This is a genomic window from Rhizobium sp. F40D2, assembly GCF_051810745.2.
Classification (GTDB): domain Bacteria; phylum Pseudomonadota; class Alphaproteobacteria; order Rhizobiales; family Rhizobiaceae; genus Rhizobium.
In genome coordinates this window covers 3,440,649-3,453,994 of the sequence record NZ_CM131436.1, presented here as the reverse complement: position 1 = coordinate 3,453,994, position 13,346 = coordinate 3,440,649, and the positions used below count along the sequence as shown (strand labels likewise).

Annotated in this window: 13 protein-coding genes and 1 pseudogene; 7 read left to right on the top strand and 7 right to left on the bottom strand. The window is 63.0% G+C overall.

The window, feature by feature from the left end:
• Nucleotides 1-115: 115 nt before the first annotated feature.
• From ACS4RS_RS16595 to ACS4RS_RS16570, 6 genes and pseudogenes are all read right to left on the bottom strand, one after another.
• Nucleotides 116-1,045 carry a LysR family transcriptional regulator gene (locus ACS4RS_RS16595; protein WP_449313740.1) on the bottom strand — a complete coding sequence of 310 codons (930 nt, stop codon included), beginning with the start codon at nt 1,043-1,045 and terminating at the stop codon, nt 116-118.
• A gap of 52 nt (nt 1,046-1,097) precedes the next feature.
• Nucleotides 1,098-1,926: pseudogene (locus ACS4RS_RS16590) on the bottom strand (amidohydrolase family protein).
• A gap of 61 nt (nt 1,927-1,987) precedes the next feature.
• Nucleotides 1,988-3,055, bottom strand: coding sequence for a 4-oxalomesaconate tautomerase (locus tag ACS4RS_RS16585; protein ID WP_439010102.1), 1,068 nt, complete (start codon nt 3,053-3,055; stop codon nt 1,988-1,990).
• Nucleotides 3,048-3,719 (bottom strand): 4-carboxy-4-hydroxy-2-oxoadipate aldolase/oxaloacetate decarboxylase, encoded by a 672-nt coding sequence (locus ACS4RS_RS16580; RefSeq protein WP_439011817.1) that lies wholly within the window; start codon nt 3,717-3,719, stop codon nt 3,048-3,050. The genes ACS4RS_RS16585 and ACS4RS_RS16580 overlap by 8 nt, the downstream gene beginning before the upstream one ends.
• 2 nt (nt 3,720-3,721) lie before the next feature.
• Nucleotides 3,722-4,684 (bottom strand): VOC family protein, encoded by a 963-nt coding sequence (locus ACS4RS_RS16575; protein ID WP_449313739.1) that lies wholly within the window; start codon nt 4,682-4,684, stop codon nt 3,722-3,724.
• 25 nt (nt 4,685-4,709) lie between these two features.
• The gene (locus ACS4RS_RS16570) at nt 4,710-5,444 is read right to left on the bottom strand and encodes a PIG-L family deacetylase (RefSeq protein WP_439010103.1); all 735 of its coding nucleotides are present in this window, start codon (nt 5,442-5,444) and stop codon (nt 4,710-4,712) included.
• Nucleotides 5,445-5,731: 287 nt separating this feature from the next.
• Here ACS4RS_RS16570 and ACS4RS_RS16565 point away from each other — a divergent pair, with 287 nt between their 5' ends.
• From ACS4RS_RS16565 to ACS4RS_RS16535, 7 genes are all read left to right on the top strand, one after another.
• A complete protein-coding gene (locus ACS4RS_RS16565; protein ID WP_439010104.1) occupies nt 5,732-6,586 on the top strand; it encodes an ABC transporter permease subunit in 855 nt (284 codons plus the stop codon).
• On the top strand, nt 6,586-7,626 hold the full coding sequence (locus ACS4RS_RS16560) for an ABC transporter permease subunit (RefSeq protein WP_439010105.1): 1,041 nt from the start codon (nt 6,586-6,588) through the stop codon (nt 7,624-7,626). The genes ACS4RS_RS16565 and ACS4RS_RS16560 overlap by 1 nt, the downstream gene beginning before the upstream one ends.
• The gene (locus tag ACS4RS_RS16555) at nt 7,623-8,378 is read left to right on the top strand and encodes an ATP-binding cassette domain-containing protein (protein WP_439010106.1); all 756 of its coding nucleotides are present in this window, start codon (nt 7,623-7,625) and stop codon (nt 8,376-8,378) included. Before ACS4RS_RS16560 ends, ACS4RS_RS16555 begins: the two co-directional genes overlap by 4 nt.
• Complete coding sequence (locus tag ACS4RS_RS16550) at nt 8,371-9,081, top strand: ATP-binding cassette domain-containing protein (protein ID WP_439010107.1); 711 nt, start codon at nt 8,371-8,373, stop codon at nt 9,079-9,081. The genes ACS4RS_RS16555 and ACS4RS_RS16550 overlap by 8 nt, the downstream gene beginning before the upstream one ends.
• An 83-nt stretch (nt 9,082-9,164) precedes the next feature.
• Entirely contained in the window at nt 9,165-10,334 is a 1,170-nt protein-coding gene (locus ACS4RS_RS16545; RefSeq protein WP_439010108.1) for an ABC transporter substrate-binding protein, read from the top strand.
• A gap of 297 nt (nt 10,335-10,631) precedes the next feature.
• Nucleotides 10,632-11,513: a DUF1932 domain-containing protein gene (locus ACS4RS_RS16540; RefSeq protein WP_439010109.1), complete on the top strand. Its 882-nt coding sequence runs from the start codon at nt 10,632-10,634 to the stop codon at nt 11,511-11,513.
• Nucleotides 11,510-12,709, top strand: a complete 1,200-nt coding sequence (locus tag ACS4RS_RS16535) for a LysR substrate-binding domain-containing protein (RefSeq protein WP_439010110.1) — start codon at nt 11,510-11,512, stop codon at nt 12,707-12,709. The genes ACS4RS_RS16540 and ACS4RS_RS16535 overlap by 4 nt, the downstream gene beginning before the upstream one ends.
• Nucleotides 12,710-12,711: 2 nt before the next feature.
• On the opposite strand, the gene ACS4RS_RS16530 is transcribed toward ACS4RS_RS16535, so the two are convergent.
• The gene (locus tag ACS4RS_RS16530) at nt 12,712-13,320 is read right to left on the bottom strand and encodes a LysE/ArgO family amino acid transporter (RefSeq protein WP_449313738.1); all 609 of its coding nucleotides are present in this window, start codon (nt 13,318-13,320) and stop codon (nt 12,712-12,714) included.
• Nucleotides 13,321-13,346 lie beyond the last annotated feature (26 nt).

Genomic DNA, 13,346 nt, shown 5'->3' with positions numbered 1-13,346 from the left:
CTGTGGGAAGGCTGCTTCCTGGTGCCGCCTTCGAAGAAAACTTCGACCTGACGATTGATGAACCGATCAAAAATGAATCGCAAATACCAAAATCCCCCCAAACGATAACATCATGTTAAGTTTTGCGCCGTTTTTGCAGCCCTTGCTGCGGCGGAGACGAGACGGTCCTCATCTCGGATCGCAGAAGTTCGATCAGGGCTTCGGCATAGACCGAAAGCGCCACATCGTTCCGGTAGGCCGCATAGGTGCTGAAAGTCGTCTTCGCCTCGATTTCGAGGCATTTCACGTCGCGCATCTTGCCGTATGCCGCGGTGAACTCGTCAATGATGGCGATGCCCAGACCGGCGGCGACGAGGCTTCCGACCGTGATGCCGAAACGGGTCTTAATCTTCATGTCGAACGAGAGCCCTTCGCGGCGAAAGATCTCTGTCATGATGCGGCCGTAGGGGTCGTTCGGATCGATGCCGATCAACGGGTGCTTGACGATGTCGACAGGACGGATCGAATCCTGCTGCGCCAATGCGCTGTCGAGCGGGACAATGCAGAACAGCCGCCCCGTGGCAAGCGGCGCGAAGTCGATGATCGAATGGTCGAACCGCGAGCTGATCGCCACGACCTCCCCGCGGCCGAGCAGCAGATAGTCGATCGACTGTTCGATCTTCAGGATATCTATCTCGATGCCAATATCGGGAAAGCGACGCTTCAGCCTTTCCACAGCGCGCGGCACCATGACGTTGGCGATACTCGGCACCGAGGCGAAACTCAATTCGCGTCCCTCGCCTCTGCCGAGACGCCCGATAGCATTTTGCAGATCCTCGACCTTCAGATGAATGTTGTCGAGGAGGTCGAACACGTTGCGCGCTTCGGGTGTCGGCACGTAGCGGCCGTGCCGCCGGTTGAAAAGTGGCACGCCGACCATGTCTTCGGTATATTTCATCAGGCGGCTGACACCCGGCGCGGAGATGTTCAGCAGCTTGGCGGCACCGGCGATCGTGCCGGTCACCATAATGGCGCGGATGATTTCTATTTGTCTCAGCGTCAGCACCGTAAAGTCTCCCTCTGCTCCCGCAATCCCGGGACTTCCCGCGAAACCAAGCTCAGCCCCCGAAGAACAACCGGCGCGGTGTTTCCCACAGAATCTGGCGGCGCTCTTCGATATCGGGAAACAGAACTTCAACCAGCTTGAGAAGCGGGCCGTAGTCCTGGCGGTCGGGCGCGCGCAGATAGGGCCAGTCGGACGCCCACATGCAGCGTTCTACCCCGAAAGCGCCAACCAGCGCCCGCACGAATGGCCAAGTGTCCTTGAAAGGATAGGCCGTGCCCGCGAACTTCGCATAGCCGGACAGCTTTACATGGACCCGGCCGGTATCGGAGAGCCGCAGCAGGGTCTCGAATGCGGGAGGATCCAGTCCATCGCCGGGCGTCGGGCGTCCGCAGTGATCAATCAAGACCTGCACAGGGATTCTGTTCGATCCATGGCTGGAACATCGCCAATTGGTCGCGCTCAATCTGTATCTGGACGAACATATCGAGCTCGGCGAGCTTCTCCATCAAGCTGAAAGCGCTCTCGTAATAGGCATTTCCATGGAATGTCGGGTTCAGCGCAATTCCGACGATGCCCTGATCCCGAAGGTCGCGAAGCGCAGTTGTCTCCGCATCGAGAGAGGCGATCGCCACGCCCTTGAAGAGCGTGGGGTGGCGCCGGATAGCGTCCAGCATGCAACTGTTGTCCGGGCCATATCCGGAGTTCGGCTGCACCAGCAAGGCGTGACGGGTGCCATAGGTCTGCATCACCTGCACGAGTTGGGCGGTCGTGCCGATCTCCTGCCCCGACGGCTTGTAGGCAACATCCGCCGCGTACGGAAATTGCGCGGGATCGAGGACGTGCGCGTGGCAGTCTATCTTCGGTTCCTCAAAAATACTCATTCGTCCTCCCAAACGACGGAACGCGCGTATCTTCGCGACCGCGCGTTATTGACTTTGCCGGTCACGAAGCCGGCATATTCGCGAAAACCTTTCCGTCGAACAGTTTGCGCGCCGTTCTGATCGTCCCCGCCCCCTTGACCGAACCGTCTGCGGCAAGGTCGAGGAACACCTCCATCACGCCTGTGGGATGCTCGACGAGGTAGCGGCCGTCGGCGGGAAGGTTTGCGAGCGCATGCGCCGGAGACCCGCCAAGCAGGGTGGCCGTTGCAACCGTGACGGCGGCGAGAACGCCGACCGAGGCGTGAACGCGATGCGGGATGAAGCTGCGCGTGCTGATCGATCCGCCGGCGCGAGGTTCGGAAACCAGGGTCATTTTGGGAACGGAAGCAGCAACGACGTCGCCGAGGTTCATCATCGGCCCCGCCTTCAGGCGGATGGCTTCGATCCGCGCCTTGAGGCTCTCGTCCGCCTCCAGCGCCTCCCTGGTTTCGCTGCCCGAAAGCCCGAAGTCCGCGGCCCGCATGATCACGCAGGGCATGCCGTTGTCAATCAGCGTCGCCTCGACACCGTCGATGACGTCCACCTCGTTTCCGGTGGGAAGAAGCGCGCCGCACATCGAGCCCGCGGTATTGACGAAGAGCAGCGGTATGGCCGCATGGCGTCCCGGCACACCGGCGATTTCGGCGTTGCCCTGGTAGTTCACCCGGCCGTTCGGCGTCTCGATCCTGGCAACCGCCACCTCGCCCGAGTTGACCATGTGGATCCGGACCGATGTGACCTCGCCCGACACCTTTACGAGGCCCCGCTCGATGGCGGCGGGACCAACGCCGGCCAGGATGTTTCCGCACCCTTGCGCATCGCTCACCAGCGCCTGATCGACGAAGACCTGCAGGAAGAGATAGTCGACATCGGCATCTTCACGCGAGGAGGCCGAAAGCACCGCGACCTTTGACGTCAGCGGATCGGCGCCGCCGATGCCGTCGATCTGCCGCGGATCCGGCGAGCCCATGATGGCAAGCAGCAGAGCATCCCGTTCCCGGGGGTCCCGAGGCAGGTCTTCGGCCAGGAAATAGGCGCCCTTCGACGTCCCGCCGCGCATCCAGAGGCAGGCAATCCCGTCCTCATACATATTTCAGTCCCTTGGCCTCGAGCGTCGGCCGCATGCCGTAGAGATCGAGCCCGAGTTCGCCGGCGGCGAGGCGCTTGCGCTTGGCCTCTTCGTTCGCCATCCGCTTTTCGGCCGCGGCCAGGACATCAACGGCTTCGGCGCGCTTGACCACGCAGACCCCGTCGTCATCGGCGACGATGATGTCGCCGGCTTCGATGTGGGCGCCGGCACAGACGATCGGAACGTTCACGGATCCCGGCGTTTCCTTGACGGTGCCCTGCGCAGAAACCGCCTTCGACCATACCGGGAATTGCATCTGGGTGAGATCCCTGACGTCGCGGACGCCGGCATCGATGACGAGGCCGCGGCAGCCGCGCGCTTTGGCCGAGGTGGCGAGCAGGTCGCCGAAATAGCCGTTGTCGCAGGGGGACGTCGGCGCAAGCACCAGGATGTCGCCCTCCCGGATCTGCTCGATCGCCACATGCAGCATCCAGTTGTCACCGGGCGGTGCCGAGATCGTGACGGCCGAGCCGGCGATCTGCGCACCCGCATAGATCGGCCTCATATGGCTGGCAAGCATGCCCTTGCGCCCCTGCGCCTCGTGGACCGTCGCAACGCCGGCCGCAGCGAGCCTGTCGATCACATCGGGTTCCGCTCTCTCTATGGTCTGCACCACGATGCCCATGCTCATGCTCCGTTCTTATCCACCGGCGGCGTGCCGTGGGTGTGGAAGGTCTCGATCGTCTTCAGGCCCCAGGCCTGTCCCTTCTTGCGGTCGGCCTCGGTCCAGACGACCGGCTCCCAGTCGGGCGCCAGGATCAGGCGCGCACCTGAATTGGCGAGCTCGACGCGATTGCCTGCCGGCTCCCAGACGTAGAGGAAGAACGTGCCCTGGATGGCGTGTTTGTGCGGGCCTGTCTCGATATGGACGCCGTTCTCCAGAAAGAGATCGGCAGCCCGGAGGATATCCTCGCGGGTGTCGGTCGCGTAGGTGACGTGGTGAAGGCGGGCATTGCCGCGGCCATGCTCCTCGGTGCAGGCAAGGTCGTAGCTCTTGTTGTTAATGGTGAACCAGCAGCCCCCCAGTCGCCCATTGTCGAGCTGGATCATTTCGGTCACCCGGGCTCCCAGGCAGGTTTCCATGAAACGCCTGAACTCGGAAACATCCGACGCCAGAAGATTGAGATGGTCGAGGCGCCGGGGATGGCATCCGCGGCCGTGATAGCGCTGCGCGATGTTCTTCAGCGCCGGTTTCTCATCCTCGGGCGGCTGGTAGCGGACCGTATCGTAATAGATCTCGAACACATGCCCGAACGGATCTTCGAAGCGGAAGGCCCTGTTGTGGCCGAGATCGCCATCGACCCATCCGAGAACCTTGTAGCCGCTCGCCTCGATCGCCTTCGCCCGCCGGTCGAGTGCGGCCTGCGAGGAAGCCCGATAGGCGATATGCCCGACGCCGGTGGTGTGATGGCGCGTCAACTTCAGCGTATGGAATTCGTAGTCGTCCCATGCCCTGAGATAGGCGGAGTTCTCATCCTGGCCGGCAAGGCTCAGGCCGTACACCCTGAGAAAGAAGTCGAGACTTTCATCGAACTTGTTCGAATACATCTCGACATGCGCGAGGTGGGCAATGTCGAAACAGGGTTCCATCTATCTTCTATCTCCTCCCGGCCGGTCAAAGCTCGTCGACCGTGCGCGGAAAGACCGATTGAAAACCTTCCGCATATTTGGCGGCGCGTCCGCCGGACTGGCCGCCGGAATTGCGCTGGAAATGGTTGGCGCGGTTCTGCGCGACACGGGTGTAGAATTCCCAAAGGTGCTCCTGGCCTTCCATGCATTCGATCGCCGCGCGCTTCTTCTCCCAAACCGGGGTTATGTCGAGGAAGACATCCGGTTTCCAGCCCATCTGCTCGGTCTGATGCGGCTCGAAGAGATAAAGCTGCGGCGCGCCGAGCACCTTCTGCCCGGGATTGTGGCCCCATGCCTGCGCGATCATCCGCGTCTCGAGCGCCACCTGCGTCGCATACATGTGATCGGTATTGTAAGGATCATACTGGGAATGGCTCAGCATGAAAGCCGGCTGCACCTGCCGGATGACGTCGACCAGGCGGAACTTGTCCTCATCGGTCAGCCGCAGCGGATAATCGCCGAGATCGAAGCTGATGAGGTCATGCACGCCGAGCGCTTTGGCCGCCTTCTCCGACTCAGCCCTGCGGGCCGCCTTCACCTTCTCGAGCGTGATGCCGGGCTCCTTCCACAGCTTGGCGGATTCGCCACGCTCTCCGAAGGACAGGCAGACGACCGTGACGTCGTAACCTCTTTCGGCATGCAGCGCGATCGCACCGCCGCAGCGCCAGACGAAATCCGCAGCATGAGCGCTGATCACGAGAGCCGTCTTATTTTCCGACATGAATGTCTCCTTCCAGGTTGGGTAGATTTCATGCCCTAGCCTGCCGTTTGCCAATTTGGAATTGGCGCCGAGCCTATAAGTTTTCGCTATAGGGAATTTTCAAGACAGGCCATTCCGCCAGCCAACTATAGCTTTTTCTTATATGTCGCCGACCATTTTGAAATGGGCATTTGCCTCATATCCCGACAGCCTAAGGCCAAGTTCGGGCTCGCAGCACCATGCCGGGCCCTCATACGCACCGGCGCCTCTCCATTAATGAAAGGCGGGCGTCGACGCAGGGAGGATCAATGCTCACCCTTCTTTTCGATGGGCTCGCTTATGGAATGCTGCTGTTCGTGCTTTCGTGCGGACTGGCCGTCACCCTCGGGCTCATGAATTTCATCAACCTTGCGCATGGCGCCTTCGCCATGGCCGGCGGCTATGTCACCGTCATCCTGACTAACCGGTGGGGCGTGCCCTTCCTGCTGACGCTGCCGATCGCCTTCCTCGCCACTTCAGCCGCCGGCCTGGTTCTCGAGCGGACGCTCTATGCGCGGCTCTATGACAAGACCCATCTCGATCAGGTGCTCTTTTCGATCGGCATCGTCTTCATCACGGTCGCCGGCATCGACTATGTCATGGGCTCCCAACAGCAGATCCTCAACCTGCCCGACTTCCTGAAGGGGCGCGTCGAGGTTCTCGGCGTCGGCATCGGCGTCTACCGGGCCTTTCTCATCGCCGTCTGCGGTGCGCTGGCGCTGGCGCTGCAACTGGTGCTCGCGAAGACCCGTTTCGGCAGCAGGCTGCGCGCCTCCGTCGACGACCGGCGTGTCGCGCGCGGTGTCGGCATCCGGGTCAACACCATCTTCGCCGTCACCTTCGCCGTCGGCTCCGGCCTTGCCGGCCTCGGCGGCGCGCTCGGCGCCGAAATCATCGGCCTCGACCCGACCTTCCCCCTGAAATTCATGGTCTATTTCCTCATCGTCGTTTCCGTCGGCGGGACTTCGAGCATGACCGGGCCGCTGGTGGCAGCCCTCCTGCTCGGCGTCGCCGATGTTCTCGGCAAATATTACATCCCCTCCCTCGGCGGCTTCATCATCTACATCGTCCTCGTGGCGGTGCTGGTCATCCGTCCCCAGGGACTTTTCTCGAGGGCCGGCTGATGTTGAGTTCGAATTCGACGCATTCTCTTGCCGCCGATGTGCGCGGCACCCTGAAGCGGCAGGCCCGCTGGGGTATGCTTGAAATCCTGTTCTGGGCGCTGGCGGTTGCCGCCTGGTTCTTCCTGCCGGATGAGCATCTGATCCTGACGGAGATCGTGATCTTCGCGCTGCTTGCCCTGTCGATCGACCTCGTTCTGGGCTATGCCGGCATCGTCACGCTCGGACAGGCGGCAATGTATGGCGTCGGCGCCTATGCGAGCGGTCTCTTCTCCATTCGTGTCTCTGGCGAACCGTTGACCGGGCTTCTCGTCGCAGCTCTCGCCGGCGCCGCCGTCGCGCTTCCGACCAGCCTGCTCTTGCTGCGGGGCGCCGATCTGACACGGCTGATGGTAACGCTCGGCGTTGCCGCCGTGCTGCTCGAGATCGCCAACCAGGCCGGCTGGCTGACCGGGGGCGCCGACGGCCTGCAGGGCATCACCATCGAACCGCTCTTCGGCGTGCTCGACTTCGACATCTACGGCCACACCGGCTACGCCTACAGCCTTGCCGTGCTGTTCGTGCTTTTCCTTCTCGCCCGCCTGATCGTCTCCTCGCCGTTCGGCTATTCGCTGAAGGCGATCCGCGACAATCCGCTGCGAGCTTCCGCGGTCGGCATTCCCGTCAAGCCGCGGCTGGTCGCAATCTACACGCTCGCCGGCGCCTATGCCGGGATCGCGGGAGCGCTGTTCACCCAGACGCAGCAATTCATCTCGCTGGACGCGCTGTCGTTCCAGAAGTCGGCCGACGGCCTCATGGTCCTGGTCATTGGCGGCACCGGCTATCTCTATGGCGGCCTTCTCGGCGCGCTGGTTTACGAACTCATCCAGGACGCGCTTTCCTCGCTCACGCCGCAATACTGGCAGTTCTGGCTCGGCATCCTGCTAGTCGCTTTCGTGCTGATCGGGCGCGACCGTCCCCGGCAGCTCGTCCAGCTCCTCGCCGGCAGGTTTTCCGCCCTGCGCCGCCTCGAGCCGGCAGCTTCGAAAGGCAAAAGCTCATGACCGCCCCAGCGCTCGAAACAAGGCATCTCAACAAGACCTTCGGCGCGCTGAAAGCGACCACCGATGTCAGTTTCCGCCTCGAAAAGGGCGCCCGTCATGCCCTTATCGGGCCGAACGGCGCCGGCAAGACGACCTTCATTAATCTGCTGACCGGCGTTCTGCCTGCATCGAGCGGCGACATTCTCTTGAACGGCGAGAACATCGCCTCGCTCAGGCGCGAGAAACGGGTGCGCCGGGGCCTAGTGCGGACGTTCCAGATCAACCAGCTCTTCCCCGGCTTGAGCGTCGTCGAGAGCCTCGCGCTTGTCATCAGCGAGCGCCGCGGACGCGGATGGAACTGGTTCCGCCCTGCGACAGCGGCGGCCGGCATCGAAGAGGAAATTGCCATGCTGCTGCGAGATTTCGGCCTCGAAGCCGTCTTCGACCAGCAATGTTCGGCCCTTCCCTACGGCAAGCAGCGGCTGCTCGAGATCGCCCTTGCCATTGCCTGCCGGCCGCAGGTGCTGCTGCTCGACGAGCCTGCCGCCGGCGTGCCCGAGGCCGACCGCAAGGAGGTGATGGCCCGCATCGCAGCCCTGCCCTCCGATGTCTCGATCCTGCTGATCGAGCACGACATGGACCTGGTCTTCAACTTCGCCAACCGCATCTCCGTGCTCGTCGCCGGGGCGCTCTTTGCCGAAGGCAACGTCGATGAAATCTCCAGGGATCAGCGCGTCAAGGAAGTTTACCTCGGAGGTGCGGGCCATGACTGAACTGCTGAAACTTGAATCCCTCTCTTCAGGCTACGGCAAGGCGACCGTCCTCTACGAAGTCAGCCTCTCGGTCGAGCGCGGCAAGGCGTTGGCGCTGCTCGGGCGCAACGGCGTCGGCAAGACGACCACTTTGAACAGCATCGTCGGACTGACGCGCCACCACTCGGGATCGATCCGACTGGACGGCGTCGACATCGCCCGGCTGCCGCCCGAACGGCGCGTCGAGGCCGGCATCGGCTGGGTGCCGCAGGAGCGCGGCGTATTTCGCTCCCTGACGGTCGAGGAGAATATCACCGCAGTCGCACGAGCGGGACGATGGACTCTTTCGGCCGCCTACGAGCTGTTCCCGCGCCTGAAGGAGCGCCGCGCCAATCTCGGCAACCAACTGTCTGGCGGTGAGCAGCAGATGCTGGCGATCGCCCGCGCGCTGGTGCTGAACCCGAAGATCCTGCTGCTCGACGAACCCACCGAAGGCCTGGCGCCGATCATCGTCGAGGAGCTGCTGGCGGCGATCCGCAGGATCGTCCGCGAGGAAGGCCTTGCCGCGATCATCGTCGAACAGCACGCCCAGCAGATCCTGGCGATCACCGACGAGGCGATCATCCTCGACCGCGGCAGCGTCGCCTATTCCGGCGAGAGCGCACAGCTTTCCGGGGATCGGGAAACGCTCGGCCGGTTTCTGGGCGTCGGGGCGGCGGCGTGAGCGGATCGCGGACCGTTGAAATCAATCAGGCAGATGGCGTGCACGAGAAGGTCTGCACGCCGAATTTCCAAAGGAGGAGAGCAATGAACATGAGAAAGCTTCTAACAGGCGCGCTTGCCGCGCTCTCGGTCGTGGCGGCGTCAGCCGTCACAACCCACGCCGAGGAGAGCGTAAAAGTCGGCGTGGTCATTCCGCTGACCGGCGGTTTCCAGTCCAACGGCCGCCAGATGAACGCCGCGCTGAAGGCCTTCGTTGCCACGCACGGCGAGACCGCCGGCGGCAAGAAGGTCGAGTTCATCGTCAAGGATGACGGCAGCTCGCCCGACAATGCGCTACGCATCTCGCAGGAACTCGTCACATCAGACAAGGTTTCCGTTCTCACCGGCTTCGGCAACACGCCGACGGCGCTTTCGGTTGCCCAGCTCTCCAAGCGGGCAAAGATTCCGCAGGTCATCATGGTCGCCGCGACCTCGTCGATCATGAAGGCCTCGCCCTATATGCTGCGCACCTCGTGGACCATTCCACAGGTTGCAAGCATCATCGGCAAATGGGCGCCGGAAAACGGCGCGAAGAAATTCGTCAGCATCGTTTCCGACTACGGCCCGGGCGCCGATGCGGAGCAGTGGTTCGGCAAGACTCTCCAGGCGAACGGCGGCACCGTCATCTCCAAGCTCAAGGTTCCCCTTGCCAATCCTGATTTCGCCCCCTTCCTGCAGCGCGCAGCCGACGAGAAGCCTGAGGCTCTCTTCGTCTTCGTGCCCACCGGCGCGGGTGCTGCCTTCATGAAGCAGTTCGTCGAACGCGGGCTGGACAAATCGGGCATCAAGGTCATCGCCATGGCCGACGTGACGGATGACGACCTGATCAACAACATGGGCGATCCGGCAATCGGCGTCGTTACCGGCGGCCCCTACTCCGCCAACCACGATTCGCCCGAGAACAAGGCCTTCGTCGAGGCGTTCAAGAAGAACAATGACGGGATGCGCCCGAACATGGTGGCGGCCGCTGCCTGGGACGCCCTCGACCTGATCTACAAGACGCTCGACAAGACCAAGGGCGACGCCGGCGGCGATGCCTTCGTCGAAGCGGCCAAGGGCATGCAGATCCAGAGCCCGCGCGGCCCGATCTCCATCGATCCCGACACCCGCGACATCGTTCAGGACATCTATATGCGCAAGGTCGAAAAAGTGGACGGCGAGCTGTATAACACGGAATTCCAGACGTTCGAGCACGTCAAGGATCCAGCTCACTAAGGCTGAGAGGCGCGCGGCTGGGCCGCGCTCAGACTGCGGTTGGCACCAGCGGTTGCCCCTCACCCCAACCCTCTCCCCCTTCTAACGGGGAGAGAGGACGTGCCCTGCGAGGCGTTGGTGAGGGACGGAGAGCTTGCGGCATATCCCCTTCGCCCCGCAAGCGGGAAGAAGGTGGCGGCAGCCGGATGAGGGGCTCGCCGATCTCCCAAGCCGGGATATCGCGCAGCAACGCAGGCGTGGCAGAGCCGCGCCTGTCTTACAACATAGGTTCGGGAAAACCTTCGGAAAGGAAAATCCATGTCGGCGATAGCAACGATCGGGTTCGGCGAAGCGGCGCAGGCCTTCGTATCGGGCTGGAGATCCGAGGACGGTGTGTCTCTCGGTCAAATCTCCACCTTCGACATCAAGGTCGAGACCCCTTCGCCACGCGACAATCTGCGTCGCGCCTGCTCGGATCTTGACGTCACCTGTGGGGAAAGCCCTCGACAGGCATTGGCAGGCGCCGCCACCGTCTTCAGCCTGGTCACCGCCGACCGTGCGTTGGAAGCAGCGGCAAATGTCGCCGAATTTCTCGAGAGGGACGCCCTCTATCTCGACTGCAACTCCTGCTCCCCTGCGACCAAAGCCGCCGCCGCCAGGGTCGTTGAAGCTGCCGGCGCGGTTTATGTCGACGTCGCGGTGATGTCGCCCGTTCATCCCGCCCGCCATCGCACGCCGCTTCTGCTCTCCGGATCGGAGGCAAAGCGCGCACACAACATTCTCCTCGGCCTTGGAATGAAAGCACAGATCGCGGGAGACGAGGTCGGACAGGCCTCCTCGATCAAGTTGCTGCGGTCGGTAATGATCAAGGGCTTGGAGGCGCTGACCGCCGAATGCATGCTCGCCGCGCGCCGCGCCGGCGTCGAGAAGGCGGTGCTCGCCTCTCTCCAGGCCTCCGATCCAGGGATAGACTGGACCGCGCGTGCAGCTTACAACCTTGAGCGCATGATTGTTCACGGGAGGCGGCGGGCCGCGGAGATGCAGGAAGTCGCCGCAACCCTCAGGGAACTCGGTCTGCCGGATCGCATGGCCGCGGCGGCAGCCGACTGGCAGCGCCAGATCGGCGAATTGGGCATCACAGCGCCGGAGAATTCCCTGGAGGCGCGGGCGGATGCCATCCTGGAGCGGAATCTGACTTGAACCCGACGGCGTCTCAGGCATCGCAAGTCCAGCACAATCTCCGCCACCTCCGGGTCTTCCTGGCCGTGGTCGACACCAATTCCGTCACCAGGGCCGCCGATATCTGCCATCTCTCGCAGCCAGCCGTCACCCAAGCGCTCTCCAAGATCGAACGCGGCCTGCGCACGACACTGTTCACCAGGACGCCGCAGGGACTGTTCGCCAATGGGCAGGGAGACGTTGTGGCAAAACGCGTGCGAAGAGCCTTCGGCTTCCTCGACCCGGCTCTGAACGAACTCAGCCCGCGCCTTCGCATGGTCGCCACGACCTCGCAGCTGCAGGCCCTCATCGCCGTGCGCGAAGCCGAGAACTTCACCCTTGCAGCGCGCCGGCTCGGGCTGGCGCAGCCGACCGTTCACCGGGCGGTGACACAGCTCGAGGAAGAAGCCGCCCGCCCGCTGTTCGAGCGAACCTCCTACGGCATCGTCGCCACGCGTGCCGCCGGAACGCTCGCCCAGGCGGCACGCCTCGCCTTTGCCGAACTGGCGCAGGCCGAAGTGGATCTCGCGGAGACGCTGTCGGAGGAAGCAGGCAGCATCGTCGTCGGCGCGATGCCGCTGTCCCGCTCCTTCGTCCTGCCGCGCGCCATTGCCGAGTTCCGCAAGCTGCGTCCGAACACACCGATCCACATTCTCGAAGGGCCTTATGCCGACCTGCTCGCAGGTCTGAGGCGCGGCGAGATCGACTTCCTGATCGGCGCGCTACGCGAACCTGCACCCATCGGTGACGTCGAGCAGCGCTTCCTGTTCACGGATACGCTTGTCGTCGTCGCCGGCAGCAACCATCCGCTGACGGCGCGATCCACGGTCTCGGTCGAAGAGCTTGCGGCCTATCCCTGGATCGTAGGCCAGCGCGGCACGCCGATCCGGCGGCATTTCGACGCCCTGTTCGAAGGCCTGGAGCGCCGGCCGTCGAGTATCGTCGAATCAAGCTCCCTCATCCTGATGCGCGAGCTCTTGAACGGGACGGATCATCTCGGCTGCATTTCCTACCTGCAGGCTCAGGCCGAACTCTCCCGCGGCTTGCTTAAGGCATTGCCGCTCGACCTCGGCCACACCGCCCGGCCGATCGGCCTCACCTTGCGTGTCAACTGGATGCCGACGCGCGCGCAGGAACAATTCCTAGAGCTGGTCTCGTCGAACCCGGAAATGCCGTGACGTTACATCCCGCCGAGCAGCTTGACGGCGATGATCCACATGGTGAAAGCGACGAGCGTTTCCAGCATCCGCCAGGATGAAGGTTTCGAGAAGATCGGCCGCAGCCAAGTCGCGCCGTATCCGAGCGAAAAGAAGAACAGGAAAGAACCCGTCACCGCGCCTGCGGCAAACGAAGCCTGCTGTCCGGGATAACGCGTCGAGATCGTGCCGAGCAGCAGGACCGTATCGAGATAGACATGCGGATTGAGCCAGGTGAGCGCGAGGCAGGTCGCAAGCGTCTGGCGAAATCTCGCCGTCTTGGCCTCCGCCGCCGTGAGGGTAGCGGATGACCGGAAGGCGGAATAGAGGCTCTTGGCGCCATACCAGGCGAGAAAGGCGGCTCCTCCATAACGCATGACCGGATCGAGCCAGGGAATGAACCGGGCGATCTGCTGCAGGCTGGTCACACCGAGCACGATCAGCACGGCATCGGAGAGCGCGCAGGCAAGGCAGACGGCGAAGACATGTTCATTGCGTAGACCCTGGCGCAGGATGAAAGCGTTCTGCGCGCCGATCGCGACAATCAGGCTGAGGCCCATCATCAGGCCGGTGACATAGATGGAAAAATTCATCGCTTCGGCGAACACCCTCACTTCGG

What these genes read in the sequence shown, in the direction of transcription:
- ACS4RS_RS16565 (WP_439010104.1), top strand. Translation starts at nt 5,732, where the DNA reads ATGCTCACCCTTCTTTTCGATGGGCTCGCTTATGGAATGCTGCTGTTC.
- ACS4RS_RS16580 (WP_439011817.1), bottom strand. Translation starts at nt 3,719, where the DNA reads ATGGGCATCGTGGTGCAGACCATAGAGAGAGCGGAACCCGATGTGATC.
- ACS4RS_RS16555 (WP_439010106.1), top strand. Translation starts at nt 7,623, where the DNA reads ATGACCGCCCCAGCGCTCGAAACAAGGCATCTCAACAAGACCTTCGGC.
- ACS4RS_RS16570 (WP_439010103.1), bottom strand. Translation starts at nt 5,444, where the DNA reads ATGTCGGAAAATAAGACGGCTCTCGTGATCAGCGCTCATGCTGCGGAT.
- ACS4RS_RS16560 (WP_439010105.1), top strand. Translation starts at nt 6,586, where the DNA reads ATGTTGAGTTCGAATTCGACGCATTCTCTTGCCGCCGATGTGCGCGGC.
- ACS4RS_RS16575 (WP_449313739.1), bottom strand. Translation starts at nt 4,684, where the DNA reads ATGGAACCCTGTTTCGACATTGCCCACCTCGCGCATGTCGAGATGTAT.
- ACS4RS_RS16585 (WP_439010102.1), bottom strand. Translation starts at nt 3,055, where the DNA reads ATGTATGAGGACGGGATTGCCTGCCTCTGGATGCGCGGCGGGACGTCG.
- ACS4RS_RS16540 (WP_439010109.1), top strand. Translation starts at nt 10,632, where the DNA reads ATGTCGGCGATAGCAACGATCGGGTTCGGCGAAGCGGCGCAGGCCTTC.
- ACS4RS_RS16545 (WP_439010108.1), top strand. Translation starts at nt 9,165, where the DNA reads ATGAACATGAGAAAGCTTCTAACAGGCGCGCTTGCCGCGCTCTCGGTC.
- ACS4RS_RS16550 (WP_439010107.1), top strand. Translation starts at nt 8,371, where the DNA reads ATGACTGAACTGCTGAAACTTGAATCCCTCTCTTCAGGCTACGGCAAG.
- ACS4RS_RS16530 (WP_449313738.1), bottom strand. Translation starts at nt 13,320, where the DNA reads ATGAATTTTTCCATCTATGTCACCGGCCTGATGATGGGCCTCAGCCTG.